The organism is Bradyrhizobium sp. SSBR45G, from assembly GCF_030159255.1.
GTDB lineage: Bacteria > Pseudomonadota > Alphaproteobacteria > Rhizobiales > Xanthobacteraceae > Bradyrhizobium.
This window is the reverse complement of record NZ_BSCT01000005.1, coordinates 227,383-253,517: the sequence shown is the minus strand read 5'-3', so window position 1 is coordinate 253,517 and position 26,135 is coordinate 227,383. Positions and strand designations below refer to the sequence as shown.

Here is a 26,135-nt window from a genome sequence, read left to right as displayed (position 1 = left end):
TCCTGTTTCGCCCAGCTATACTCGACCCGCAAGAGTAACCGTGAGCAGAGTGGCATGACGACACAGCGAAGCATTGTCATTTGTGGCGGGGCCTTCGCCGGCCTGGCGCTGGCCCTGGCGCTGCGGCAAGGGCTCGGTCCCGACGTCCCGGTGATCGTGGCCGATCCGGCGCTGGCCAATCGGCCGAGCCGTGATCCCCGTGCGAGCGCCATCGTCGCCGCCTGCCGCAAGCTGTTCGACACGATCGGCGTCTGGACCGACGTCGCGCCGGAGGCGCAGCCGATCCTCGACATGGTCATCACCGATTCCAAGATCGAGGATGCGACGCGGCCGACCTTTCTGACATTCGCCGGCCAGGTCGAGGCGGGTGAGCCGTTCGCGCACATGGTCGAGAACCGGCTGCTGATCGACGCGCTGGTGCGGCATGCCGAGGCCGCCGGCGTCGAGCTCAAGGCGACCGCGGTGACCGGCTTTGCGACGCGCGGCGACAGCGTCGTGGTGACGCTCGGCGATGGCAGCCAATGCGAAGCGAGCCTGCTGGTCGCGGCCGATGGGGCGCGCTCGAAGCTGCGCGAGCGGGCCGGCATCCAGACCCATGGCTGGGATTACGACCAGTCCGGCATCGTGGTGACCGTCGGTCACGAGCGCGACCATGGCGGCCGCGCCGAGGAGCATTTCCTGCCCCCCGGTCCGTTCGCGATCCTGCCGCTGACCGGCAAGCGGTCGTCGCTGGTGTGGACCGAGCGGCGCAAGGAAGCGCAGCGGCTGGTGGCGCTCAGTCCGGACGAATTCCTCGCCGAGCTGGAGACGCGCGCCGGCCTGCATCTCGGCGAGCTGAAAGTGCTCGACCAGCCCAGGGCGTTTCCGCTGTCCTATTTCGTCGCGCGCTCGTTCATCGCGCCGCGGCTGGCGCTGGTCGGCGACGCCGCGCATGTGATCCATCCGATTGCGGGGCAGGGACTCAACATGGGGCTGAAGGATGTCGCGGCGCTGGCCCAGGTGGTGGTCGACGCGGCCCGGATGGGAATCGATCCGGGCCAGGTCGACGTGCTCGAGAGCTATCAGCGCTGGCGGCGGTTCGACACGATGGCGATGGGCGTTGCCACCAACTCGCTGAATTTCCTGTTCTCGAACAAGTCGCCCCTGCTGCGGACCGTGCGCGACATCGGCCTCGGCCTCGTCGATCGCGCGCCGCCCTTGAAGGAGCTGTTCATCAAGCAGGCCGCGGGCCTCACAGGCGAGATGCCGCGGCTGCTCAAGGGCGAGGCGCTGTAGCTCAAACAGAGAGTTCAGCGCGGGCCGGCGGCCGCGATGAAGCCGGCGACGGCGTCGACCATGTCCGGATCGAGCGGCCGGTCGGGGTCGTTGTAGGACGACAGGTTCTCGTCCTCATTGGCGACGTCGACCAGCACGTGGTTCATCTCCGGCAGCCACAGCGACTTGGCGGCTGGAGCTGCGGCGGCGAGCGCGACCATGTCGAGGCGGGCGATCTGCGAGTCCTTGGCGCCGCCGACGAGAAGGATCGGAATGACGATCTGCTTCAGCGGATCGATCGGATCTTCGGCGAAGGCGGAGCCGATGCCGGGCTGCATGATCGGCGCGATCGGCAACTCGGGCGGCGGCGGGTCGACCACCTGCCCGGCCATGATGGCATCGATCGCCTTGGCGACCGGCCCCATCGCGGCCGCCGGCAGCTTCTTCTCGAGCTGCGTCTTGAGCAGGTCGCCCTGCCGCCGCGCCGACGCCGCGAGCAGGACGAGGCGGTCGACCGGGGTGCGGCGGGCGGTGAGGATGGCGACGAGGCCGCCCTCGCTGTGGCCGACCAGGACGATGCGGGCGAACTTGCCGCGCAGGGAGTCGACGAGGGATGCGGCGTCGTCGACATAGTCCTTGAAGCGGAAGTCCTCGGGGCGGCCGAACTCCGCCTTCCAGCCGCGCGCGCCTCGCTTGTCATAGCGCAGGCTGGCGATGCCGCGGGCGGCGAGCTGCTCGGCGAGCTTCTTCAGGGTCGCCGGCTTGAGCTGCGGCCCATTGCCGTCCCGGTCCGTCGACCCCGACCCGGCGATGAGGAGCGCGACCGGCGGCCGCTCGATGCCCGGCGGCGTCGTCAGGATGGCGTCGATCGCGCCGACGCGGAGGGCGCTCTCCTCGGCCGAGGCCAGCCGCGGGAGCAGGGCCAGCGCGAGCGTGCAGCAGATGACGACGGCCCGCATCGCTCAGTCGATCTTCCGCGCTTCCTCGGGCAGCATGATCGGAATGCCGTCGCGGATCGGATAAGCCAGCTTGGCCGAGCGCGAGACCAGCTCCTGCCTGGCGGCGTCATATTCCAGCGAGCCCTTGGTCATCGGGCACACCAGGATTTCGAGCAGCTTGGGATCGACGGAATTGGCAGGGCGTTCGAGCGGGGCGTTCATGGCATGGTCTCCGGCGGGCGCCTCTCTACCACATCGCCGGCGGCGCTGTCCTCATTCAAGGCTTGAGCAGCGCGATCCGGATCAGCTCGCCGAGCACGGCGTCCTGCTGGCCGGCCGGCAGCGGTCGGCCCGACAATGCGTAGCCGAGAAACGCCCAGTACAGCACCTGGGCACGGGCCTGCGCGATCTCCGGCGCCAGCCCCTCGGCTGCGAGCAGGCTCTGGACATAGCCGAGCCGCCGCTTGTCGATCGCCTGGACCGCCTGCTGCGCGGCGGCATCGGTTGCGGCCCAGCTGCGAACGGCCCGCTCCAGGGCGGCCCTGACCGTGAAGCTGCGGCGCAGCAGCACGGCGATCGCCGGCTCGGCGCCTGCGCTCGCCTCGACGCGGGTGATGATCTGCTCGGCCGCAATCTCGCGCCAGTGCTTCAGAAGCTCGGCATGAAACGCGCCGACGTCGGCAAAGTGCCAGTAGAAGCTGCCCCGCGACACGCCCATGGCCCTGGCCATCGGCTCCGCCTTCAGCGCGGTGAAGCCCTGGCCGGCCAGCACCTTGAGACCCTGGTCCAGCCAGTCCTTGGCCGAAAGCTGCTCGCTCATGTCGCCACCATGCCTTTCCATACACAACTGTATTGACGGGCGCCAGCGTCGGGCGCATATTCCATACATAACTGTATGGAGGATGCGATGCGTGACGTCTTGCTGCAGGCCGCCGGCCTGGTGTCGATCGCGGTCGCGCTGATCCATGGGATGCTCGGCGAGACCGTCGTGTTTGCACGTGCCACCATCTCGCCGGAGCGACTGCGAACGCTGCTTCGTCTGGTCTGGCAGGCCGGGACCGTCGCGTGGATCGGCTTCGGTGCCCTGCTGATCGCCGCGCCCTGGATGGGATCCGAGCCGGCGCGGCACTGGACGGTGATCACGGCGGTCGTCGTCTTCGCCTCCGCCGCCATGGCAAACGCAGTCGCCACTCGTGCCCGCCATTTCGGCTGGATCATGCTTGCCGGCGTCGTCGCCCTCGCTGCTGCTGGCTATTGACCACGCTGCGGGTTCGGCTGGGACGAGTCCCGCCGGGAGCGCGCGCCAAGGTTTCGTCGCGTGTTGGCTTCCAGCCGGCAATCAAACGGCCGAGTCTCGGTCACAGTCCGCAATCCGCGGCGGCGAGATGGCGAGCCGACGAACTTCGCAACGAAACGATGCCCAAGGGCTGCCGGCAGCCAACCGCTCGCCACTGCCGCGACACATTCGCAAAGAATGGTTCCAACTTAGAAGGAGTCTCTTTGCAGACCCGGCGGCGGGCCGCTTAGCTGTTCGTCGTCGCGAACGGGTATGGCGTCGTCGATCTCGATCCAGTCGGTCGTCTACCAGTCTCCGATTTGCTTGTCTGAATACGAGAGGACTGATCGATGTTGGTCGAATTGGTGCGGAAGATGATCGTTGCGGGCGGCAGCCTTGGCATGCTGCTGATCGCGACGCAGGTGCAGGCTGGGGGGCCGAACGAGATCTGCCTCACTTATGCCAACGGGCAATTCGATCCGAAGGAGCCCACCGTTCCCGCGGATGCGCCGCTGACCATCCGCGTCAAGAACATGGAGAGCAAGGCGATCGAGTTCGAGAGCGAGACGCTGAAGATCGAGAAGGTCATCGCGGCCAACAGCGAGGCCGTCCTCAATGTCCGGGCCATGAAGTCGGGTCGTTACGAGTTCTACAACGACTTCAACGAAAAGGCCCGCGGCTTCGTCAACGTTCAATAGGTCCAGTCCCATGCTCGCCGCGCTCATCATCGTCTTCCGCGAAGTGTTCGAAGCCGGCCTGATCGTCGGCATCGTGTTGGCCGTCACCAGCGCGGTCCCGCACCGCCTGCGCTGGATCGGCGCAGGCCTGTTTGCCGGCCTCGCCGGCGCGTGCGTCGTCGCGGCGTTCGCGGGAACGCTGACGCAGCTGTTCGAAGGCATGGGGCAGGAAGTGTTCAATGCAGCCATCCTGTCGACCGCCGTGATCATGTTGACGTGGCACAATGTCTGGATGGCCCGGCACGGCCGCGAGATGGCCAATGAGCTGCGGACGATGGGCCAGGCGGTCGCCGAAGGCGCCAAGCCGCTGGTGGCGCTGGCAACGGTGATCGCGATCGCGGTGCTGCGTGAGGGCAGCGAGGTGGCGCTGTTCCTCTATGGCGTCGCGGCCTCGGATGAAGGCGGCGGCCGCGCGCTGCTCGGCGGCGGCGTGCTCGGATTGCTGCTCGGGGTCGCCGTCTGCCTTGCGACCTATCTCGGCCTGATGCGGATTCCGCCACGCGCGCTGTTCAGGACCACGACCGTTCTGATCACCTTGCTGTCGGCAGGAATGGCCGCGCAGGCGGTGTTCTTCCTCGCCCGCGCCAACTGGCTGACCTGGTTCGATCAGGTGATGTGGGATTCGAGTGCGGTTCTGCCGGAGAAAGGTCTTGCTGGACGGACCTTGAAGGCGTTGATCGGCTATACGGATCAGCCGACCGGCATGCAGCTCGCGGTCTATGTCGGGGTCATCGTGGCGACGATCGCCTTGATGCGTCTGACCACGACGTCGGCACCGCCGCGGGCGGTCGCCGCGGAGTAACTATTGCAGCGGCGGATCGCCCGAGGTCCGCTTCTTGGCGAGATCCATCTCGGTGACCGCAACCAGGATCTCGGCGCGGGTCTTCAGGTCCGGTGCCTCGAGCATCGCCTGCTTTTCCGCGGGACCGTAGGGCGACATCATCGCGAGCGCGTTGACCAGCGCCTCGTTCGGCGCGGCCTCGATCCCTGCCCAGTCGACCTTCAGGTTGTTGGCCTTGAGGAAATCGGTCAGCACCGCAAGCAGCGCGTCGCGGTCCACGGCACTCTCTCCCTTGCGGGCGGTGAAGTCGTCGATGAAGGGGAAATAGTCGACCTTGCACTGGCGATAAACCGTCAGCACCGTCATTTCCTCGACCACCCTGAAACGCGAGACGCCGGTCAGCTCGAGGATGTAGCGGCCGTCTCCGGATTCGGCGAGCTGCGTGATACGGCCGACGCAGCCGACCTTGAACAGCACCGGGCGCTCCTCGCTGGCGGAATGCGTGACGTCAGGCTGGATCATGCCGATCAGCCGATGGCCGTCGCGGAACGCGTCGTCGACCATCGCGAGGTAGCGCGGCTCGAAGATGTTCAGCGGCATTTGGCCGCGCGGCAGCAGCAGGGCGCCGGCGAGCGGAAACACCGGTATGACCTCCGGCAGATCGGCAGGACCGCGATATTCGGCATTGATCGGCATGCGATACCTCGTGTCCGCTAAGACTGGTGTCTGAAGCCCCGCGCCCCCGTTACGAAAACAGGATCGTCGACAGCCGTTTGCGGCCCTCGACGGTGGCCTCGTCGGCACCGCCCCAGGCCTCGAAGAACTGCACGAGCTGCTTGCGCGCCCCGTCCTCGTTCCATTTGCGGTCGCGCTTCACGATCTGGAGCAGGTGGTCGGTGGCTTCCGACCGCTTGCCCGCTGCGTTCAGTGCGATGGCCAGATCGAAACGCGCCTGATGGTCGAGTGGATTGGCGGCGACCTGCTGTTCGAGCTCGCCGATCGGCCCGAGCGACTGCGCCTGCTCGGCCAGATCGATCGCGGCCTGGACGGCTGAGACCGCGGAATCGTTGCGCTTGGCCTCCGGCACCTGCGCCAGCGTCTCCTTGGCCTGCTCGACCGCGCCGGTTTCGACGTAGCACTTGGCGAGGCCGGCGAGTGCGGGGATGTTGGCGGCGTCGACCGACAGCACCTCGGCGTAGATCTGCGCGGCGCCCGCGGGATCGCCTTCCGCCAGCACGGCCTCGGCCTCTTTCAGGATCTCGGCGATGTCGGGCTCACCGATGCCGGGAACGCCCTTCGTGACCTTCTCGATGAAGGCCGCGACCTGGCTCTCCGGGACTGCGCCCATGAAGCCGTCTGCCGGCCGACCGCCGACGAAGGCGATCACGGCGGGAATCGACTGGATGCCCATCTGGCCCGGAATCGCCGGATGCTCGTCGATGTTCATCTTGACCAGCTTGACCTTCCCCTTGGCGGCCTTGACCGCCTTCTCCAGAATCGGGGTCAGCTGCTTGCACGGTCCGCACCACGGCGCCCAGAAGTCGATGAGGACCGGCTGGCGCTTCGATTCCTCGATGACGTCCTTCACGAAGCTCTGGGTCGTGGTGTCCTTGATCAGATCCGGCACCTGCGGCGTCGCTCCGCCGCCCTGCTCAACAATGGTCACGAGGTCCTCGTCCGAAAAATCTGGGATGGACAGCGCGCCGAGAACCGGCCGCCGCCGCGCCTCAATACACGGTTTCCACCGCTTTAAGTGGCGGTCGCCAGGGAAATTTCAATCCGGCCCGGCGAGGGTCCGCCAAATGGCCGATTCGACCCGGATTAAGCCCCTCCGACACCCAAAATTGAATGGCCCTGACGTACGAAACCTGTCGCAGACCTGTTGCATTCGTCCGCGGCATTTGGCATAGGTCTGCCCGTCGCTGGCGGCCACGCTGCCCAGGCGTCACGGATGCGGGTGTAGCTCAGTGGTAGAGCACGACCTTGCCAAGGTCGGGGTCGAGGGTTCGAACCCCTTCGCCCGCTCCAAATTTTCTGCAACGTGACTCATCACCTGACCGATCGATGATGTGACCTTCCGCTCAGCGGGAGGGCTGGAATCTGCCCCAGGCGGCGAACGCATCGGCAAACACGCGATCCCCGCTTGGACCTTTGCCGATGGCCAGGATGCCGCGGCGCTGATTCGCATAGACAATCGGAATGTCGAGCCACTCGCGAGCGGCGAGGAGTTCTTCATTGCGTGCGCGGTCCGCATCGACATTGGAGAAGCCGACAAGGAACGAGCCCTCGGTCACCTTGACCGCGAGTCCGGCCAGTGGCGTGCCGCGCGCCTGCTCATTCGTCTTCATCAGGATTCCAGGCACGTTGCTGACGCCGCCGCCGGCGAATTCGGGGGCCGGCTGGAACGAGAGCTCGGCGACGTGACTGGCCGGCAGGGTGGGATCGTCGTTGGGCCGCAGCTGCAGGCTCGCTTTCAGCCTGCGCTCGGGAATGTCGATGTCGGCGCGGATCGCCGTCATGGTGCGTCCCGTTTGCGCACTCTTGAAGGTCTCGGCTCGCCAGATCACCGAACCGGAGTAGCGCTTCCCCTTGGGGTCCGAGAGGTCTTCATCATAGAGCACGGCGAGCCCGGGGGTGCGCGCATCCGGCGCGAGGGGTGACGTGGCGCGCGTCGGGGGCTGGGGAGCAGCTGGACGCTGGCTGGTGACGGGGCCTGCCGGCTGCGAGGCGGTGGGGCTCAGCTGAGCGCCGCCGTCCAGCAGCGTGAACATCACGACAGGCTGCTGCGCTCCGCTGGTGGCGCGCTGCACCGCCGTGTTGGTCTGGTTGAAGATCTCGATCAGGCGCTGGCCGGGTTGCTGCAGCACCTCTGCAAGTGAGAAAGTGAACAGGCCATGACCGTTCGGGCCGCGCTGTCCGGTCGTGCCGGTCTGCGCAGCAAAGGACATCACGGTGCGGGCGGGCAGGCTGGCCGGAACCAGGCCCGCGGCCAGGCCGGCGATTCCGCGCGTTGCGAACGGGTTGGAGCGGAATGCATCGAGAATGATGACGTTCTGCCGACCACTCGGGCCGTCAAGCTCGCGCAGGATCGCGTTTAAGTCGCGGAGCTCGCTCCCGAGGTCGGCGGCGCCGGTCGGCGCGGCGTCGACCGGAACGAGGTAGTTGGTGCCGTTCAGGTTCAGCCCGTAGCCCGCGTAGTAGATCAGCGCCAGGTCGGCATCGGCGATCCGGCCCTTGAACTCGGCGAGCGCGCGGTCAAAGCCCTTCTTGTCGAGGTCGATCTGTGCAGCGCCGCCGCTCAGGGTGAAGCCGAGCTGCGCGAGCCTGTCGGCAAGCAGGCGCGCGTCGGCTGCCGGCTCGTCCAGCAGCGGGGCGCGTTCATGGATCGAGTTGCCGATCACCAGGGCGACGCGCTTGTCGGCCGCGGCAGGTCCCGCGGCGAGGAGCATGGCGATGATGAAAACGAGGGGGCCCGACAACAGCGGTCCCGACAACAAGGCGGCCGACAACAATTGTCTGACTTGGCCGATCACCCGACGCATGCCACCGATCTCCTGTTATCCGATTTGCGTGCTCGCGCCCTGATTTTACCGCAGGTCGAACAAAACCGGAACAAGAATCGGTGACGACGCACAGGGATTGTGCGTCGTGATTCACACGATCACGGGCGTCCGCACCCGGCCGGCATCGCCGAACACGCGCAAGTAGCGGGCGATCTCGGCGGGGTCGCCGGTCGCCTTCTCCGGGTTGTCGGACAGCTTCACCGCGGGACGGCCGTCGACCGCCGTCACCTTGCAGACCAGCGAGATCGGGTCGAGATCGACCGAGCCGTCGGGCGTGCAGCCGACGAAATCGTTGGTGAGGTTGGTCCCCCAGCCGAACGACAGCCGCACCCGGTCGGAGAAGCGGTGGTGGATCTGCTCGATCGATTCGACGTCCATGGCGTCGGAGAACACCAGCAGCTTCTGCTTGGGATCGCGCCCCTTGGATTTCCACCAGGCGATGATCTCCTCGCCGGCTTCGATCGGCGGGGCGCTGTCGGGGCGGAAGCCGGTCCAGTCGGCGACCCAGTCCGGCGCGTCGCGCAGGAAGGCCTTGGTGCCGAACGCATCGGGCAGGGCGATCAGGAGGTTGCCGGCATAGGTCTGCCGCCACTGGTCGAGAATGCGATAGGGCGCGAAGCGCAGCTCGTCGTCATCCTTGGCGAGCGCAGCCGCGACCATCGGCAGCTCATGGGCGTTGGTGCCGATGGCCTCGAGATCATTGTCCATCGCCAGCAGCACGTTCGACGTGCCGGTGAAGGATGACCCCAGGCCCTCCTTGACGGCTTCGACGCACCAGCGCTGCCACAGGAAGCCGTGGCGTCGCCGCGTGCCGAAGTCGGACAGCCGCAAGCCATCCAGCTTGCGCAGCCGCTCGACCTTGGCCCACAGCTTGGCCTTGGCGCGGGCGAACAGCACGTCGAGAGCGAACCGGCCCTGCCCCTTCATGGCCTGGCGCGAGCGCAGCTCGTTGACGATGGCGAGCGCCGGAATCTCCCACATCGTGGTGTGGGTCCAGGGCCCGTGAAAATGCAACTCGTACTGGCCGTCGGCCTTGTGGAGCTCGTATTCGGGCAGGCGAAAACTGGCGAGCCAGGCGATGAACTCTGGCGAGAACATGTGGGTCTTGCCGTAGAAGGTGTTGCCGGCCAGCCAGATCAGCTCCTTCTTGGCGAAGCGGATGGTGCGGGCATGATCGAGCTGCGCCCGCAGCTCGCCCTCGTCGATGACGTCGCCGAGCCGCACGCGCCGGGTGCGGTTGATGACCGAGAAGGTTACCTTCTGATCCGGGTAGAACTCCCGAATCATCTGCAGCATCAGCAGCTTGTAAAAATCGGTATCGAGCAGGCTGCGCACGATCGGATCGAGGCGCCAGCCGTGATTATAGGTTCTGCTCGCGATATCTGTGACGGTCATGCGACGATTTTACAGCGCCGGCTGGAAACCCGCTACTGGGCTTTGGCGCAAAGGGCGGTTGCGGTCTATGGCGGTGTCCGGTTCGAGCTTCTCGGGCGCTACGCGCGCGCCAGCAGCGGCACGCCGGGATCGAAGGCCAATGTCGCCTCCGCCCATTTCGCGACGCGCAGGAGGTGGAGGTCGTTGCGATAGGGGCCGGTGATCTGCACGCCGAGCGGGAGGCCATTCTTGCCGAAACCTGCGGGCAGCGCGACGGCGGGCGCGCCGAGAAAAGTCCATGGCGCGCAATATTCCGCGTCACCCGTCCAGTCGAGGCCGCGCGGGGCTTCGCCGAACGCGGGCAGTGTGAGCACGGCATCGAAGCCGTCGATCTCGGCGGCGAACGATCTCTGCCGTGCCGCCTGTGCGGCCTTGGCGGCCAGATACTCCATCGCGGTCTTGCGCCGTCCGCTCTCGACATGCGCTTTCATGACGTCGCTGACGCGGTCGGGATAGCGCGCGATCAGATCCGAGAAGATCGTCGTCGCCTCGCTCAGCATGATCGTGGTGACCGCATCCCCATTCACCGCGTCGAGTTCCCCGAGCGCGATGTCCTCGACCACGGCGCCGGCGCTGCGCAGCGTCGCGATGACCTTCTCGAACACCGCCTTCTGCTCCGTCTCGACGCGCTCCCATTTGGCGAAGCGCGCGACCGCGAGCCGTGGCCTGGCGAGCGGCGTGAGGCCGTGCGCGACGTCGACGGCGAACGCCGGCAGGGGCCGGCCATGGACATCGTCCGCGCTGGTGCCGGCCAGCAACGACAGGGCAAAGGCCGCATCGTCGACGCGGCGTGCGAAGAAGCCGATGTGATCGAGCGACGGGCTGAGCGGATGCACGCCGACGCGCGGGATCGCGCCGAAACTCGGCTTGAAGCCGACGACCCCATTGAAGGCCGCGGGGCGGATCACCGAGCCGAGCGTCTGCGTGCCCAGCGCCAGCGGCACCAGCCCCGCCGCTACGGCCGCGGCCGAGCCCGATGACGAGCCGCCCGGCGTGTGCGCCGGATTCCACGGATTGACGGTCGGCCCGGGATGACGCCAGGCGAATTCGGTCGACACCGTCTTGCCGAAGATGGTCGCACCGAGCTGGCGCAGCCGTTCCACCACCCAGGCATCGGCATCCGGAACATGATCGCGATAGATCGCCGAGCCGTTGGTGGTCGGCATGTCCGAGGTGGCGATGATGTCCTTGATGGCGACGGGAATTCCGCTGAGCGGACCGGCTTTCGCGGTGACATCGCGCGGCAGATATTCGAACGCCTTGAGCTGCGGCTCGATTGCCTGCGTTCGGCGCAGACAATCTTCACCATAAGTAGCCGCAGCGGCCGGGTCGGCGGCGAAACGACGCAGCAGCTCGAGAACGCCCGCGCCGGCGCGCGGTGATTCGGAGACGGACGGTTGAGGCATCAGGCATCCTGCGCGGCACGAGTTTTGGAGGTTCTGAATGCTTGCAGCCTCCGCTCGCCGCAGTCTAGCGATGGCCGATGCGTGTGCGCAATCGCGCCGGCGATCGGCGTGCATGAATACAGCGCATGGCATGTCTCATCGTCGCGGCGATACCGATCGATGCATCGCAAAAGCGTGCGAATGCAATGAGCACGTGGCATGCGATGCGTGCAGCGGTGCGTCGTGAGCTACGCGCAAACGCGCCTGCAATCCGCTTCTCACCTGCACAGGATGTGCTACCATTTTCACGTCGGACCACTGACATGGCCGGCCAAAGGACGTCTCAAAATACGTTCCGATAAGTAGACGCAGCCAGACGAGCTGCCTCATGGGAGTGAAGCGATGATATCGGCTTTTCACCGAAGCATTCTTGCGCTTGCAACGATTGGTCTTCTCGCCGGCACCAGCATGGCCGGCGCGCAGCAGAAGGCTCTGAAGAAATATGAATCCGGCACCAAGGAGTTCTGGACGCATCCGCCGGACGACTGGTTCCTTGGCGACGAGACCGAGGATCAGAAGGGCCTGGCGCCGCCGTCCGGTCCGCCGACCGGCGCGTCCGATGCCGAGCTCGCAGCCCTCGTCAAGAAGGTGAAGCTGCCGGACGGCTTCAAGATGGAGGTCTGGGCCTCGGGCGTGCTCGCCGCGCGGCAGATGGCCTGGGGCGACAAGGGCACGCTGTTCGTCGGCTCGTTCGGTCTCGGCAACGTCTATGCGATCAGCGACAAGGGCGGCAAGCGCGAGGTCAAGACGGTCCTCAAGGGCCTGAACATGCCGACCGGCCTCGCCTTCCAGGACGGCAATCTCTACGTGATCGCGGTCGACAAGCTGATCAAATATGAGAACGCCGAAGCCAATGTCGACAATCTCGGCCAGGGCAAGGTCGTCTATGACGACATGCCGTCCTACGCCGCGCATGGCTGGAAATACATCGCGGTCGACAAGGAGGGCTGGTTCTATCTGCCGTTCGGCCCGCCCTTCAACATCGGCATTCCGCCGACCTCCGTGTCGCAGATCCGCCGTGTCGATCCGCGCACCGGCAATGCCGAGGTCTATGCGCTCGGCGTGCGCAACAGCGTCGGCGGCGACGTCGATCCGCGCACCGGCCGCTACTGGTTCACCGAGAATGCGCGCGACTGGGTCAGCGACGATCTGCCGAGCGACAAGCTCAACATGATCTCGAAGATCGGCGAGCATTTCGGCTATCCCTATTGCCACCAGGGCGACATGCCGGATCCGAAATTCGCGATGGGTCACAAATGCTCGGAGTTCACGCCTCCGGTGCTGAACCTTGGGGCGCATGTCGCGCCGCTCGGCATGAAGTTCTATACCGGCGACCAGTTCCCCGCCGAGTACAAGAACAACATCCTGATCGCCGAGCACGGCTCCTGGAACCGTCACAAGTACCAGGGTGCGCGGATCATGCGCGTGATCGTCGGTCCCGACGGCAAGGATGCCAAGCAGGAGGTGTTCGCCTCGGGCTTCCTCGAAGGCGACCAGGGCTATCTCGGCCGTCCCGACGATATCGTGATGGCGAAGGATGGTTCGATCCTGGTGGCGGACGATTGGGCTGGCGCCATCTATCGCATCAGCTACGAGAAGAAGTGAGCGTCTGATCAAACGGGGCTGCGCGCTGCCATCGTGGCGGCCGCAGCCCCAACTATTTTCTGTCCCGTGCGTTGGTCCGGGGACCGCGCGAGACGCGATCATTGCAGTGCCGAGCCGGGTGACATTGGAGGTCGAGACATGCGTTACGGAGTTGCCGGTGCGCTCGCGCTTGCGCTGCTGAGTATGCCAGCGCAGGCGGCCGACATTGCAGCCGGCAAGGCGAAGGCGGAGGTCTGTGCTGGCTGTCACGGCGAGAACGGCATCTCGCAGACCGAGAACATTCCCTCGCTCGCGGGCCAGCAGGATCAGTTCATCCAGTGGCAGCTGGTGTTCTTCCGCGCCGGCACCCGCAAGAACGAGGCGATGAAGCCGATCGTCGAGCAGCTGACCAACGAGGACATCCGCAATCTCGGCGCCTATTTCGCCTCGCTGGAGCCGGCCAAGGCGCCGCCGGACGAAGACCCGGACCTTTCGGCCAAAGGCGCGCAGGCGGCAGCCGGCCGCCGCTGTCCGTCATGCCATCTCGACAGCTATGCCGGCACCAAGGGCGTGGCGCGCCTTGCCGGCCAGCGCGAGGAATATCTCGTCAAGGCGCTGCACGACTACAAGAGCGGCCAGCGCGTCGGCGGCAGCCAGGCCGCGATGACGGATGTCGCTTATCCGCTCAGCGCCGAGGAGATCACGGCGCTCGCGCATTATCTGGCGCATTTGTAGTTCACGGTCAGCTTCTACAACAGGTGTCGTCCCGGACAAGTCCGCCGACGCAACGCGGCGGCGGACGCCGATCCGGGACCCATACCGCGGAATCTATCGAGGGACTTCGCTGGCAGTTGCCTGCATAACGACCGCTGCAGAGTATGGGTCCCGGCTCAAGGCCGGGACGACAGCGGAATGTGTGGCGGGACCTCGCCTCACTCTGTCTACTTCCCCCGCTGCGCCTCATACACCTTGAGCTGTGTGTACGCGATCCGCAGCCGCGGCACCGGCACCTTGGCGGCATCGGCGCGGGCGACGAGATCGCCGATCACATGATCTGCTTCGACCGGCAGGCCGGCGCGGAGATCGCGGAACATCGACGCCGTCATGGGTGATCCCTCGGCCGTGATCATGCCGGAGACGCGCTGGAAGAACGCGCCGGCCGGCGCATAGCCGGCGGCCGCGGCCGTGGCACTGCATTCGTCGAGCATGCCGAGCAGGAAATCCTTGCCGCCGGGCGCGGTCAGGATCACGCCGACGGGCGCGCGCATCAGGGTGGTCGACGCCGCGAGCGAAGCGAGGAACACCCACTTCTCCCACATGTCCTGCATGATGTGCTCGCTGGCGGAGGCGTTGAAATTGCCGCGCTGGAAGATCTCGAAGATGGCGCGAACGCGCTCCGACGATCCGCCGTCGCGCTCGCCGAAGCTCAGCGACTGCATCGGCTGCAACTGCACCACCTCGCGCTTGTCGTTCAGGGTCGCCGCGATCGCGCAGAGCCCGCCGAGCACGCGCGAGCGGCCGAATTTGGCGTCGAGCACGTCGAGATGCTTCATGCCGTTGAGCAGCGGAATGATCGCGGTATCAGGGCCGACCGCGGGTGCAAACGAGCTGATCGCATCGTCGAGGTCGAAGGCCTTGCAGCTCAACAGCACGACATCGAAATGCTGCTTCAGGCTGTCCGCCTGCACCGTCGGCGGACTTGGCAAGGTCACGTCGCCGGCCGGGCTGCGGATCACGAGACCCGCAGACGCGAGCTCTGCGGCGCGCCGCGGCCGGACCAGGAAGGTGACATCGGCGCCGGACTGCAGCAGCCGGCCGCCGAAATAGCCGCCGATGGCACCGGCGCCGACGACGAGAATACGCATGGGTGGATCCCTCTGTTCGTGAGCGCATCATGCAGAAGCGAATGGCGAATAGCGAGTAGCGAATAGGGATGGCCCCCATTCGGGATCTGCTCCCCGCTACTCGCCATTCGCTATTCGCCCCTCACCACTTCTCGCCGAACGGCCGGATCTCCATCTCGAACGTCCAGGCACTCTTCGGCTGCAGGTAGAGCTGCCAATAGGCCGACGCGACCGAGGCGGGCGGCATCAGGAGGTCGGGATTGTCCAGCGCCTCCTTACCCCAGAGCTGGGCGCGGCGCTCCCGCACCCAGGCGGTGTCGACGCCGGAATCGATGATGAGATGGGCGACGTGGATGTTCTGCGGCATCAGCTCGCGCGCCATCGACTGCGCCACCGCGCGCAGCCCGAATTTGGCGGATGCAAAGGCCGCGAAGCCGGAGCCGCCGCGCAGCGAGGCGGTCGCGCCGGTGAAGAAGATCTTGCCGCCGCCGCGCGGCAGCATCAGCCGGGCGGCCTCGCGTCCGGTGACGAAGCCCGCCCAGCACGCCATCTCCCACACCTTGCGGAACACGCGGTCGGTCGTTTCCAGGATCGGGAAATTGACGTTGGCGCCGACATTGAAGATCACGACCTCGAGTGGCGCATGCTTGTCGGCCTCGTTGAGGAAGGCCGTGGTTTCGTCTTCCTTGCGCGCATCGAGCGAGCGCGCCACGATCCGACCGCCGGCGGCTTCGACCTCGGCCACCAGCGGCGCGAGCTTGTCGCCGTTGCGGCGGCCTGCGAACACCGTGAAGCCCTCGGCCGCGAATTTCTTGACGATCTCGGCGCCGATATAGTCGCCTGCGCCGATCACGGCGACGGTGGCGTTGCGTTGTTGCATGGGGTCTCCGTCCAATGTCCGACGTCATTGCGAGGAGCGAAGCGACGAAGCAATCCAGGACTGCGCGCGTGACTCTGGATTGCTTCGCTTCGCTCGCAATGACGGAGTTACCTGCCCAGGATGTAGTCCTCGACGTCGCGCAGTTGCTCCTTGCCGAAGAACATCTCGTTGCCGACGAAGAAGGTGGGCGAGCCGAACGCGCCGCGCTCGACCGCGCGCTGCGTGTTCTCGACGAGCTTGGCCTTCACCTCGGGCTCCTGGGCGCGCGCGAACAGCCTGGCGCCGTCGAGTCCCGACGAGGTGATCGCGGCCACCGCGATCTCCGGATCGTCCATCTTCTTCGGCTCGCGCCACATGTGGTGGAACGCCGCGTCGACATACGCCTCGAACACGCCTTCGAGCTGGGCGGCGACCGCGGCGCGCATCAGGTTCAGGGTATTCACCGGGAAGTGCGGGTTCCAGACCCAGGGCTGCACGTGATAGCGCTTGAGGAAGCGCTGGGTCTCGACCTCGTGGAACTCGCGCTTGTTCTTGATGCCGGCGAGCGATTCGGCCGGCGACTTGTTGTTGGTGGCCTTGAAGATGCCGCCGAGCAGCACCGGCACATAGAAGAACTGGACGCCGATGCGCTTGACGATGGCCGGGATCGCCTCATGGCTGAGAAAGGCGTTGGGGCTGCCGAAATCGAACATGAACTCTGGCGCGGGTCGGCTCATGGGCGGTCTCCTCCGACTGTTTTGCGTAATGTGGTCCAGGACGCCGACGGCGTCCAGGATTTTATGATGAGCGTCATATTGCAGAATGCTAAATCATTCTTTGCACCGTCCGCTTGCGCCACACCAGCAGATAGAAGCTCATCTGCAGCAGCATCATCGCCGTGAACGTGATGGGATAGGCCAGCCAGACGCCGTCGAGGCCGATGGCGCGGCTGAGCCAAGTGGCGGCGGGCACCTCGATGAAGGCGATGCAAAGGGCCGAGATCGCCAGCGGCATCCACACCGTGCCGGAGGCGCGCATCGCCGCCGAGAAGGTGGTGGACATGCCGAACAGCACCGAGCTCCACAGCACGATGTGCAGCGAGCGCTGCGCCACCTCGATCACGGCGGGGTCGGTGATGAAGAAGCCCATCAGCACCCGCGAGAACAGATAGCCGATCGCCACCAGGCCGCCGGTCAACACCACGTTCATCTCGATTCCGGTGCGCACGATGCGGCCGATCTGCTCAGGGCTGCCGCGGCCGATCGCCTGCGCGCCGAAGATCGACACCGAGATCGCAATCGAGAGCGCCGGAAACTGCACGTAGCCGAGCACCTGGTTGACCGCGCCATAGGCGGCCGTGGCATCGGAGCCGAAGCCGTTGACCAGCCCGATCAGCACCATTTCGGCCAGCGACATCACGATCATGCCGATCGCGGCGGGAATGCCGAGCCGGAGCACGATGCGAAGCAGTCTGGGGTCGGGCCGCATGCCCCTGAGGAATGCCGCGTCGATCGCCAGCGGATGTTTGCGTCGGCGCAAATAGACGTGGAGCAAGGTGAGCGTGATCAGGGTCGAGATCGTCGACGCCCAGGCGGCGCTCGCGACCCCGAGCCGGGGGGCGCCGAACCAGCCGCGAATCAGGATCGGCGTCAGCACCAGCCCCAGCGAGGTCGATGCGGCGAGAGCCGCGAGCGGCGTCACGGTGTCGCCGACGGCGCGCATCTGCGACGACAACAGGATGTAGGCAAAGGTCAGCGGCATCATGATCATCATGATGCGCGCATAGCCCGAGGCCGCATCGAGGATGTTGGCGGGCGTCGCGAGCGCAGTCAGCAGTTCGCGGCTATAGAGGCCACCGATCGCGATCAGGCCGCCGATCAGCAGCGTGATGGTCAAGGTCGTGCCGGCGATCGCCTTCACCTTCGCGGGCTCCTTGGCGCCCCAGGCCTGGCCGATCAGCACGCTGGCCCCGGAGCCGAGCCCCATCACGAAGGCGATGAAGAAGAACATCGCCGGAAAGAACACCGACACCGCGGCGAGCGCGTCGACGCCGATCATCTGGCCGAGATAGACATTGTTGATGGTGCCGAACAGCGACTGCAGGATGTTGCTCAGCATCATCGGCGCGAGAAACACCAGGAACGGCTTGCGGAGCGAAGGGGGAGTTGTCACGGCATGCTCCGTCGGCCGCTCTTGGACTGAAGCAGCGGTTCGTGTTGTCTGGAGTGGAACGAGAGGCTGCCAAAATCGGCCGCTCTCGCCGGCTTGTCGGATCGGCTGTTCTCAGTCCGCGCGGTGGCGACGCACGAGCGCCATCGCATGGTCGCGGATGTCGGCGGGCCAGTCCACGATCAAAGCTGCGACGCGGGGAAGATCGTCCGCAAACAGCGCCCGCGACGCCTCCTCGAAATTCGGCAAATTGCCGCCCATCGTCGACATGAAGTGATAGGCCGCATCGCGCGCCTCGCGGGCGCGGTCCTTGTCGCCGCTGGCGCGCCTGGCCTCGTGGACCAGCTTGCGCAGCGCGACGGAGGCGCCGCCAGGCTGCGCGCCTAGCCATTCCCAATGTTCCGGCAGCAAGGTCACCTCGCGCGCGACGACACCGAGCCGGGGGCGGCCGCGGCCGCGCGGCTCGCTAGGTGCTGGCTCTGCCGGCGTTGGCGCGCTGCCGGCGAGCCTGGCCAGGATCTCCCTGTCGCTGCCGCGCAGATCGATGTCGATCGGCCGTCCCGTGCTGTCGCTGAAGATCACGACGGGTGCCGTCGTCATCGGCCCGTGCTTCAGCGCCAGTGCGACCTTCGGCAGCGGCCCGGCGGCGATGCGGGCGTGGCCGGCGAAGGCGGTGTAGGTATCCATGTCCGCTTTTCCCGTATGAGGCGGCCTTAATAAGATCCGGATGAAATCTTTGTCAATATTACCCGGGTGAATTATTGGGGCTCCGCAGCCTATTCCGGTGCCTCGCCGAACCGGTTTTGTCCTGCTACGGAACATCGCCCACTCGGATCCGGCTTCTCGGGGACTTCATGCTGACCGTTCACCACCTCAACAATTCCCGCTCGCAACGCGTGCTCTGGCTGCTCGAAGAGCTCGGCGTGCCCTATGAGATCATCCGCTACGAGCGCCAGCCCGACATGCGCGCGCCCAAGGAACTGCGCGCCATCCATCCGCTCGGCAAGTCGCCGGTCATCACCGACAACGGCAACACGGTCGCCGAATCCGGCGCCATCGTCGAATATCTGGTCGAGACCTACGGCAATGGACGGCTGATCCCGCCGCCGAAGACGCCGGAGCGGCTGCGCTATTCCTACTGGCTGCATTATGCCGAAGGCTCGGCGATGCCGCTGCTGCTCTTGAAGCTGCTGTTCAACATCATGCCGAAGCGGGCGCCGGCGCTGCTGCGGCCGATCGTGCGCAAGGTGTCGAGCCAGGCGCTGACCACGCTGGTCAATCCGCAGCTGAAGCAGCACATGGCATTCTGGGAGAGCGAGCTGCAGAAGAGCGACTGGTTCGCCGGAAGCGAGTTCACCGCCGCCGACATCCAGATGAGCTTCCCGCTGCAGGCCGCCGCCGCGCGCGGCGGACTGGAGCAGGGCCATCCGCGCGCGATGGACTGGCTCGCGCGCATCGAGGCACGTCCCGCCTACAAGATCGCGCTGGACAAGGGCGGCCCCTACGAGATCGGTCGCTGAGCGCTACTTCGCGGCCGTCGCCGGCGATTCGGTCGCCGCGATCACCTCGCGCACCAGCCGGGCGACGCCCTTGATGTCGCCGTCCGGATCGATGGCATCGCCGAGCCGGACCACCACCATGCGCTGGCTCGGCATGATCACGAGCCGCTGGCCGAGCAGGCCGAAGGCGAAGAAGGCGTCCGCGGGGATGCCCTGCCTGGCGCGTCCCTGCGCGTGAACGTGCTGGCTGCGGTTGGTCCACAGCCCGGCGCCATAGTCGGTGTCCAGCGTCGCGGTCGCGGACATCGCCACCCAGCCCTCGGGCAGGATGCGTCTGTTGCCGACGACACCATCGCCGAGATAAAGCTGCCCCAGCCGCGCCCAGTCGCGCGCGCTCGCCAGCATGTTGGCATGGCCCTGCATCGTGCCGGTGCCGTCGAACTGCAGCGTCACATGGCGCATGCCGAGCGGGTTGAACAGCTCCCGCCAGGCGAGCTCGATGGTCTGCTCCGGACCGCCGGCGGCATCGCGGATGATGCGGGCGAGGATCTGCGTGCTCGCGCTCGAATAGGCCCAGCGCTGGCCCGGCGGCGCGATCAGCGGTGCGTGCACCGCGAACGCCGCCATGTCGCGGTGGATCTCCATCTGGCTGGTCGGGTCGAACCCGGAATTGGTCTCGTCCAGCGCCAGCCCTGATGTCATGCGCATCAGCTGCTCGATGGTGATCTCATGCCGGCCATCTGTCGGATCGCGCCATTCCGCGACCGGCGCCGGCATCGAAAGACTGAGCCTGCCTTGCCGCGTGAGAATGCCGAGCAGCGCGTTGGTGACCGTCTTGGTCATCGAGAAGCCGATCAGCGGCGTATCGATGCCGATCGGCGATGCATAGCGTTCGGCGATCAGCCGGCCGTCCTTGACGATGACGACGGCCTTGGTCCGTCGCAGCGGCGGACCGGCCGGTTCCTCGAAAGCGTGATCGAGCGCGGCCTGCAGCGCCGGATCGGTCGGCTCGACCGGGTTCGTCTCCGCAAAGTCCGGCAGCGCCGGCGGAGTCTCCGTCGCACGCAGCGTGCTCACGTCGCTATGCGGCACGTAAGGCGCCTTCTGGCCCTGCAGCGACACGCAGCCCAGCCCGTCGTGGAACAATGCGCGGCTGCCATGGAGGCCGAGCAGCGATGCTTCCACCATCCGCATGTCGGTCTCGACCCGGTAGCGCATCACCGCGCGCAAGCGGCGCAGGCCGGGGCGCTCCATCGTCTCGGCAAAGGTGGTTTGCGGATCGAGTCCGGAGACGAAGGTCTTCGCGCAGATCATCTCGGCGACCGCCGTGGTCGCGGCGCGCAGCGCCCGGTCGGGCCGATAGGTGAGCCAGCCCGCCACCAGCAGGCCCGCGAACACCAGGAGACCGACCGAAAAACGTCGCAAGCTCACCAGAACGCCTGAAATCCCTTTGCGCGCGCCACGCCGCGCTCCGCCGTCCGTTCTAACCCGGCTTTGCCACCGCGCCAACGGAGGGACATGGTGGAACACGGCCGGGCGGCGGCGGCAAATCGTCATCCGTGGCAACCACATCCGCCACGGCCACCGGGCGCGCCGGATGACGCTATGCCGGGGGTCAACGGCCTGCGGCGGTCGCTCCCTTGCTGCGCGGATCGGGCGCGCCGACCAGGCCGTTCGGCGTCACCAGGATCGAGTTGGCGGAGGTCCGCCCCATCGGTTCCTCGATCTTGTGGCCCCGCGCACGGAGGTCAGCGAGAACGCCGTCGGCAAAACCCTTCTCGACTTTGACCTCGTCGGGCATCCATTGATGATGCAGACGCGGGGCGCTGACGGCGTCGCGGACGTCCATCTGGTAGTCGAGCACGTTCACGATCACCTGCAGCACCGTCGAGATGATCCGGCTGCCGCCGGGCGAGCCCGTGACCAGCACCGGCTTGCCATCCTTGAGCACGATGGTCGGCGACATCGACGACAGCGGTCGCTTTCCGGGACCCGGCAGGTTGGCCTCGAAGCCGACCAGGCCGAAGGCGTTGGAGGCGCCCGGAGCGGCGGTGAAATCGTCGAGCTCGTTGTTGAGCAGCACGCCGGTGCCCTCGGCGACGAGGCCGACGCCGTAGGGGAAGTTCAGCGTGTAGGTGTTGCTGACCGCGTTGCCGTCATTGTCGACCACCGAGAAATGCGTGGTGTTGCTGCCCTCGCGCAGCGGCTTGATGTTGAGAACATCGCCGGCGCTGGTGGCGCGTGCGGGATCGATGCCGGCGCGCTGGCGCGCGGCATAGTCCTTCGCCAGCATCCCCTTGACCGGCGCGTCGACGAAGGCGGGGTCGCCGAGATAACGGGCGCGGTCGGCATAGGCGCGCTTCATGGACTCGATCAGCAGATGCAGCGACGCCGGCGAGCCCTGCTTCAGTTCCGCCAGCGGAAAGCCCTCGAGGATGTTCAGGATTTCGACCAGCACCGTGCCGCCGGACGACGGCAGCGGCATCGAGACGATGTCATGGCCGCGATAGGTGCCGCGCACCGGCGTGCGCAGCACCGGCTGATAGGATTTGAGATCCGCCGCCGTCATGATGCCGCCGGCCCCCTGGATGGCCTTGGCGAGCTTCTCGGCAACCGGCCCCTCGTAGAATCCGCGCGGTCCCTGCTCGGCGATTGCGGTGAGCGTGGCCGCCAGATCGCTCTGGATCAGCCGGTCGCCTTCCTTCAGCACCGTGCCGTCGGAACGCATGAAGATCGCGGCCGATGATGTCCATTTCGCCAGCCGCGGCGCCATCATCGGCAAGGTGAAGGCCACGTCGTCGGCGACGGGAATGCCATCGCGCGCCAGCGCGATCGCCGGCGACAACAGTTGGGCCAGCGTGAATTTGCCGGAGCCGTATTTCTCCAGCGCGAGCGCCAGGCCCGCGACCGATCCGGGCACGCCGATCGACAGCGCCGAATCGCGCGACTTGGCAATATCAGGCTTGCCGTCGGCGCCGAGGAAGATGTCGCGCGTCATCGCCGCAGGCCCGGTCTCGCGATAGTCGATCGCAATGTCCTCGCTGGTCCTGGCGAGGTGAATGACCATGAAGCCGCCGCCGCCGATGTTGCCGGCGACGGGATAGGTCACGGCCATCGCAAATCCGGTCGCGACCGCGGCATCGACCGCGTTGCCGCCAAGCGCGAGAGTGCGCTGGCCGACCTCGGCCGCGATGCGCTCCTGCGCCACCACCATGCCATGCGCAGGCGACTGCGCCGGGGCCACGACGTTCGGCGGCTGCGGGATGTCGACGCCCTGCGCGTCGAATGCGCGGACCGGCAAGCTGCCGGCCAGCAACAGCATGACACCGGCAAGGAGCCGTCGTCGATCAATCGTGAACATGGTCATCGCAAATCTGCCGCTGCTGCCATCCGCCCGGGATCGTCAGATGTTATAGGGCCGCGTCGCCGCCGTAAAACGCGACATCGTGATCGTCGCAAGATGCGACGCCGTCACCGTCGCGCGAGCCGACGCCGGGAGGAGTTTGCAATGGCCGTCACCACGATCGAGACCACCGATGCGGCCGAGGCGGCCAGCTATCCCGGGCGGGCCGCGGTCGTCAGCTGGATCTTCTTCGATTGGGCGGCGCAGCCCTATTTCACGCTGATCACGACGTTCGTCTTCGCCCCCTATTTCGCCGCCCACGTCGCGCCCGATGCCGCGAGCGGTCAGGCGCTGTGGGGCTTTGCGACCGCGTCAGCCGGCATCGTCATTGCGCTGCTGTCACCCGTGCTCGGCGCCATCGCCGATGCCACTGGGCAGCGCAAGCCGTGGATCGCCGCCTTTGGTGCGATGCTCGTGGTCGGTTCCGGCCTGATGTGGATCGGGCGGCCCGGCGTGCCGGACCTCATCCCGCCGCTGCTTGCGGCCTATGTGATCGCCACCATCGGCGTCGAGTTCGCCACCGTGTTCAACAATGCGATGATGCCGACATTGGTGCCGCCCGAGCGCATCGGCCGCCTGTCCGGCACCGGCTGGGCCACCGGCTATATCGGCGGCATCCTGTCGCTGGTGCTGGTGCTGGGCTTCATGGCCGCCAATCCGGCAACCGGGCGCACATTGTTCGGTCTGATGCCGCTGCTCGGCCTCGACCCGGTGACGCATCAGGGCGACCGCATCTCCGGGCCGCTCACCGGGATCTGGTTCATCATCTTCGTGCTGCCGATGTTCCTGTTCACGCCGGACTTTCCGGCGCGGCGCCGGCTCGGTACCGCGGTGCGCGAGGGCCTCGGCCAGCTGAAGGACACCCTGCGCAGCCTGCCACAGCAGCGCGATGTCGCGCTCTTCCTGATCGCCAACATGATCTACACGGATGGCCTGGTGTCGCTGTTCGCCTTCGGCGGCATCTATGCCGCCGGCACGTTCGGCTGGAACACGATCCAGATCGGCACTTTCGGCATCATCCTGGCGGCGGCCGGCACCCTCGGCGGCTGGCTCGGCGGCAAGCTCGACGACCGGCTCGGACCCAAGCGCGTGATCGCCGGCAGCATGACCTTGCTGCTGCTTGCGATCATCGCGATCCTCCTGGTCAGCCGCAATTCGATCTTGTTCATTCCCGTGGCGCCGGCCACGCCCGGCGGGCCGCTGTTCGGCTCGTGGCCCGAGCGCGCCTATCTGCTGCTCGGCTGTGTCATCGGCGCCTGCGGCGCACCGCTCCAGGCGGCCTCGCGCTCGCTGCTGATCCATATGGTGCCGAAGGCGCGCGTCGCGCAATATTTCGGCCTGTTTGCGCTGACCGGAAAGGTGACGTCCTTCATCGGCCCGCTGCTGATCGGCACCATCACCGCGGTCACGGCCAGCCAGAAGGCCGGCATGGCCGTGCTGGTGCTGTTCTTCGCCGCGGGGCTGGTGTTGTTGGCAAGGGTGAACGCTGATCGTCCTGCGGGGCAGAGCGCCTGAACTCGCTCCGCCGTCATTCCGGGATGCGCCGCAGGCGCAGGCCCGGAATCCATAACCACCATCGTGAGTGTGGATTCCGGGCTCGTCGCTCCGCGACGCCCCGGAATGACGGCGGAGATTGTCGGCGCGATCAGTGCCGGAAGTGCCGGACGCCGGTCAGCACCATGGCGATGCCGTGCTCGTCGGCGGCCTTGATGACCTCATCGTCGCGCACCGATCCGCCCGGCTGAATCACCGCGGTGGCGCCGGCCTCGATGCAGGCGAGCATGCCGTCGGCGAACGGGAAGAACGCGTCGGAGGCGACCACCGATCCCCTCGTCAGCGGCTCGGCGAGCTTGAGCGCGTCGGCCGCATCGAGCGCCTTGCGCGCCGCGATGCGTGCCGAATCGACCCGGCTCATCTGTCCCGCGCCGATCCCGACCGTTGCCGAATCCTTGGCATAGACGATGGTGTTCGACTTCACGTGCTTGGCGACGCGGAAGGCGAAGCGCAGGTCGCGCAACTCGGCGTCGGACGGCGCACGCCTGGTCACGACCTTCAGCGTCATGTCGTCGACCACCGCGTTGTCGCGGCTCTGCACCAGCAGCCCGCCGGCAACGGTCTTCGCGGTGAGGCCGGCTTCGCGCGGATCGGGCAGGGCGCCGGCCAGCAGCAGCCGCAGGTTCTTGCGGGCCGCGATCACGGCGATCGCCTCCTCGGTCGCATCGGGCGCGATGATCACCTCGGTGAAGATGCCGGTGATGGCGCGCGCGGTGGCGGCATCGAGCTTGCGGTTCATCGCGATGATGCCGCCGAACGCCGAGGTCGAATCGCAGGCCAGCGCCTTCTGATAGGCGGTGATGAGATCCGGGCCTTCCGCCACGCCGCAGGGGTTGGCGTGCTTGACGATGACGCAGGCCGCGGTGCGCGTCGGATCGAACTCGGCGATGCACTCATAGGCCGCGTCGGTGTCGTTGATGTTGTTGTAGGACAGCTCCTTGCCCTGGAGCTGGCGCGCGGTGGCGACACCGGGCCGCCGGCCGGGCAATTCGTAGAACGCCGCATGCTGATGCGGGTTCTCGCCATAGCGCAACGACTGGATCAGCTTGCCGCCGAAGGCGCGATAGTCCGGCGTATCGTTCTGGATGGTCGCGGCGAACCAGTTGGAGATCGCGGCATCATAGGCCGCGGTGCGCGCATAGGCCTTGGCGGCGAGCCGCCGGCGCAACAGCAGCGTGGTCGAGCCCTCGTGCCGCGCGAGGTCCTCCAGCACGGCCTCATAGTCGTCCACGTCGACGACGACGGCGACATCCTCGTGGTTCTTCGATGCGGCGCGGATCATCGCCGGGCCGCCGATGTCGATGTTCTCGATGCAGTCGCTGAACGGCGCGCCCTTCGCCACCGTGGCTTCGAACGGATAGAGATTGACGACCAGGAGATCGATCGGCGCGATGCCATGGGTCTTCATCGCCTCCGCATGCTCGTCATTGCCGCGGATCGCGAGCAGGCCGCCATGCACCTTGGGATGCAGCGTCTTGACGCGGCCATCCATCATCTCGGGGAAGCCGGTCAGATCGGAGACATCCTTCACCTTGAGGCCGGCTTCGGCGATGGCCTTGGCGGTGCCGCCCGTGGAAATCAATTCGACACCGCGCGCAGCGAGCGCGCGTGCGAAGTCGGTCAGGCGGGTCTTGTCGGAGACGGAAAGCAGGGCACGACGAACGGGACGAAGCTGATTGGTCATGGGCAGAGTCCTTGTGCAGGAGTTCAAATTGCCCAGGCGCACGGCATCAAATCCCGCGCTCCCCGATGGTGCTCCATCCAAAGTCGCCAGTCGCGCGAGAGCCGCGCTCAT

The 26,135-nt window shown here is 66.6% G+C and carries 23 protein-coding genes, 1 tRNA gene, 1 pseudogene and 1 riboswitch; of the genes and pseudogenes, 9 read left to right on the top strand and 16 right to left on the bottom strand.

Features of this window, described 5'->3' with window-relative positions; all coding sequences use genetic code 11:
* Positions 1 to 1,275 (top strand): annotated as a pseudogene (locus QQL87_RS09270) (ubiquinone biosynthesis hydroxylase); the annotation flags it as partial.
* 14 nt (positions 1,276 to 1,289) lie between these two features.
* On the opposite strand, the gene QQL87_RS09265 reads toward QQL87_RS09270, so the two are convergent.
* From QQL87_RS09265 to QQL87_RS09255, 3 genes are read right to left on the bottom strand one after another with little or no spacing between them, the layout of a single operon-like run.
* Positions 1,290 to 2,213, bottom strand: a complete 924-nt coding sequence (locus QQL87_RS09265) for an alpha/beta hydrolase (protein WP_284417128.1) — start codon at positions 2,211 to 2,213, stop codon at positions 1,290 to 1,292.
* A 3-nt stretch (positions 2,214 to 2,216) separates the two neighbouring features.
* Positions 2,217 to 2,414 carry a Trm112 family protein gene (locus QQL87_RS09260; RefSeq protein ID WP_284417126.1) on the bottom strand — a complete coding sequence of 66 codons (198 nt, stop codon included), beginning with the start codon at positions 2,412 to 2,414 and terminating at the stop codon, positions 2,217 to 2,219.
* Between the two features lie 55 nt (positions 2,415 to 2,469).
* A complete protein-coding gene (locus tag QQL87_RS09255) occupies positions 2,470 to 3,012 on the bottom strand; it encodes a TetR/AcrR family transcriptional regulator (protein ID WP_284417125.1) in 543 nt (180 codons plus the stop codon).
* Between the two features lie 87 nt (positions 3,013 to 3,099).
* Between QQL87_RS09255 and QQL87_RS09250 the strand changes: the two genes are divergently transcribed.
* From QQL87_RS09250 to QQL87_RS09240, 3 genes are all read left to right on the top strand, one after another.
* Positions 3,100 to 3,450, top strand: coding sequence for a hypothetical protein (locus QQL87_RS09250; protein ID WP_284417124.1), 351 nt, complete (start codon positions 3,100 to 3,102; stop codon positions 3,448 to 3,450).
* Positions 3,451 to 3,818: 368 nt separating this feature from the next.
* Positions 3,819 to 4,166 (top strand): cupredoxin domain-containing protein, encoded by a 348-nt coding sequence (locus QQL87_RS09245; RefSeq protein ID WP_284417123.1) that lies wholly within the window; start codon positions 3,819 to 3,821, stop codon positions 4,164 to 4,166.
* Positions 4,167 to 4,176: 10 nt separating this feature from the next.
* Positions 4,177 to 5,007, top strand: coding sequence for an FTR1 family iron permease (locus QQL87_RS09240; RefSeq protein WP_284417121.1), 831 nt, complete (start codon positions 4,177 to 4,179; stop codon positions 5,005 to 5,007).
* Here the strand turns inward: QQL87_RS09240 and QQL87_RS09235 are convergent, their stop codons facing one another.
* Together QQL87_RS09235 and trxA are read right to left on the bottom strand one after the other, a co-directional pair.
* Positions 5,008 to 5,682, bottom strand: coding sequence for an LON peptidase substrate-binding domain-containing protein (locus QQL87_RS09235; protein WP_284417120.1), 675 nt, complete (start codon positions 5,680 to 5,682; stop codon positions 5,008 to 5,010).
* Between the two features lie 49 nt (positions 5,683 to 5,731).
* Complete coding sequence (trxA, locus tag QQL87_RS09230) at positions 5,732 to 6,652, bottom strand: thioredoxin (RefSeq protein WP_284417119.1); 921 nt, start codon at positions 6,650 to 6,652, stop codon at positions 5,732 to 5,734.
* Between the two features lie 287 nt (positions 6,653 to 6,939).
* Between trxA and QQL87_RS09225 the strand changes: the two genes are divergently transcribed.
* Positions 6,940 to 7,014 (top strand) — tRNA-Gly (locus tag QQL87_RS09225).
* Between the two features lie 53 nt (positions 7,015 to 7,067).
* Here QQL87_RS09225 and QQL87_RS09220 read toward each other — a convergent pair.
* The 3 genes from QQL87_RS09220 to QQL87_RS09210 form a co-directional block, all read right to left on the bottom strand.
* The gene (locus QQL87_RS09220) at positions 7,068 to 8,528 is read right to left on the bottom strand and encodes a caspase family protein (RefSeq protein WP_284417118.1); all 1,461 of its coding nucleotides are present in this window, start codon (positions 8,526 to 8,528) and stop codon (positions 7,068 to 7,070) included.
* Positions 8,529 to 8,639: 111 nt separating this feature from the next.
* Complete coding sequence (gene pncB / locus QQL87_RS09215) at positions 8,640 to 9,944, bottom strand: nicotinate phosphoribosyltransferase (RefSeq protein WP_284417116.1); 1,305 nt, start codon at positions 9,942 to 9,944, stop codon at positions 8,640 to 8,642.
* 98 nt (positions 9,945 to 10,042) lie between these two features.
* Positions 10,043 to 11,389 carry an amidase gene (locus tag QQL87_RS09210; RefSeq protein ID WP_284417114.1) on the bottom strand — a complete coding sequence of 449 codons (1,347 nt, stop codon included), beginning with the start codon at positions 11,387 to 11,389 and terminating at the stop codon, positions 10,043 to 10,045.
* Positions 11,390 to 11,770: 381 nt separating this feature from the next.
* Between QQL87_RS09210 and QQL87_RS09205 the strand changes: the two genes are divergently transcribed.
* Entirely contained in the window at positions 11,771 to 13,033 is a 1,263-nt protein-coding gene (locus QQL87_RS09205) for a PQQ-dependent sugar dehydrogenase (protein ID WP_284417113.1), read from the top strand.
* Positions 13,034 to 13,171: 138 nt separating this feature from the next.
* Positions 13,172 to 13,747, top strand: coding sequence for a c-type cytochrome (locus tag QQL87_RS09200; protein ID WP_284417112.1), 576 nt, complete (start codon positions 13,172 to 13,174; stop codon positions 13,745 to 13,747).
* Between the two features lie 206 nt (positions 13,748 to 13,953).
* On the opposite strand, the gene panE is transcribed toward QQL87_RS09200, so the two are convergent.
* The 5 genes from panE to QQL87_RS09175 all read right to left on the bottom strand — a co-directional run bounded on the left by panE (position 13,954) and on the right by QQL87_RS09175 (position 18,571).
* Positions 13,954 to 14,877, bottom strand: coding sequence for a 2-dehydropantoate 2-reductase (gene panE / locus QQL87_RS09195; RefSeq protein ID WP_284417111.1), 924 nt, complete (start codon positions 14,875 to 14,877; stop codon positions 13,954 to 13,956).
* A 121-nt stretch (positions 14,878 to 14,998) separates the two neighbouring features.
* Positions 14,999 to 15,736: an SDR family oxidoreductase gene (locus tag QQL87_RS09190; protein ID WP_284417110.1), complete on the bottom strand. Its 738-nt coding sequence runs from the start codon at positions 15,734 to 15,736 to the stop codon at positions 14,999 to 15,001.
* 107 nt (positions 15,737 to 15,843) lie between these two features.
* The gene (locus QQL87_RS09185) at positions 15,844 to 16,452 is read right to left on the bottom strand and encodes a 2-hydroxychromene-2-carboxylate isomerase (RefSeq protein ID WP_284417109.1); all 609 of its coding nucleotides are present in this window, start codon (positions 16,450 to 16,452) and stop codon (positions 15,844 to 15,846) included.
* Between the two features lie 88 nt (positions 16,453 to 16,540).
* Positions 16,541 to 17,887 carry an MATE family efflux transporter gene (locus QQL87_RS09180; RefSeq protein WP_502871145.1) on the bottom strand — a complete coding sequence of 449 codons (1,347 nt, stop codon included), beginning with the start codon at positions 17,885 to 17,887 and terminating at the stop codon, positions 16,541 to 16,543.
* A 111-nt stretch (positions 17,888 to 17,998) separates the two neighbouring features.
* The gene (locus tag QQL87_RS09175) at positions 17,999 to 18,571 is read right to left on the bottom strand and encodes a DUF2239 family protein (protein ID WP_284417108.1); all 573 of its coding nucleotides are present in this window, start codon (positions 18,569 to 18,571) and stop codon (positions 17,999 to 18,001) included.
* 167 nt (positions 18,572 to 18,738) lie between these two features.
* Here QQL87_RS09175 and QQL87_RS09170 point away from each other — a divergent pair, with 167 nt between their 5' ends.
* Entirely contained in the window at positions 18,739 to 19,404 is a 666-nt protein-coding gene (locus tag QQL87_RS09170; RefSeq protein ID WP_284417107.1) for a glutathione S-transferase family protein, read from the top strand.
* Positions 19,405 to 19,407: 3 nt separating this feature from the next.
* Here the strand turns inward: QQL87_RS09170 and QQL87_RS09165 are convergent, their stop codons facing one another.
* Together QQL87_RS09165 and ggt are read right to left on the bottom strand one after the other, a co-directional pair.
* Positions 19,408 to 20,814 carry a serine hydrolase domain-containing protein gene (locus QQL87_RS09165; RefSeq protein ID WP_284417106.1) on the bottom strand — a complete coding sequence of 469 codons (1,407 nt, stop codon included), beginning with the start codon at positions 20,812 to 20,814 and terminating at the stop codon, positions 19,408 to 19,410.
* Positions 20,815 to 20,998: 184 nt separating this feature from the next.
* Positions 20,999 to 22,750 carry a gamma-glutamyltransferase gene (gene ggt, locus QQL87_RS09160; protein WP_502871144.1) on the bottom strand — a complete coding sequence of 584 codons (1,752 nt, stop codon included), beginning with the start codon at positions 22,748 to 22,750 and terminating at the stop codon, positions 20,999 to 21,001.
* Between the two features lie 141 nt (positions 22,751 to 22,891).
* Here ggt and QQL87_RS09155 point away from each other — a divergent pair, with 141 nt between their 5' ends.
* Positions 22,892 to 24,301 carry an MFS transporter gene (locus tag QQL87_RS09155; RefSeq protein ID WP_284417105.1) on the top strand — a complete coding sequence of 470 codons (1,410 nt, stop codon included), beginning with the start codon at positions 22,892 to 22,894 and terminating at the stop codon, positions 24,299 to 24,301.
* Between the two features lie 130 nt (positions 24,302 to 24,431).
* Here QQL87_RS09155 and purH read toward each other — a convergent pair whose 3' ends face one another.
* Complete coding sequence (gene purH / locus QQL87_RS09150; RefSeq protein WP_284417104.1) at positions 24,432 to 26,024, bottom strand: bifunctional phosphoribosylaminoimidazolecarboxamide formyltransferase/IMP cyclohydrolase; 1,593 nt, start codon at positions 26,022 to 26,024, stop codon at positions 24,432 to 24,434.
* Between the two features lie 23 nt (positions 26,025 to 26,047).
* Positions 26,048 to 26,128, bottom strand: a riboswitch (ZMP/ZTP riboswitch).
* Between the last annotated feature and the right edge of the window lie 7 nt (positions 26,129 to 26,135).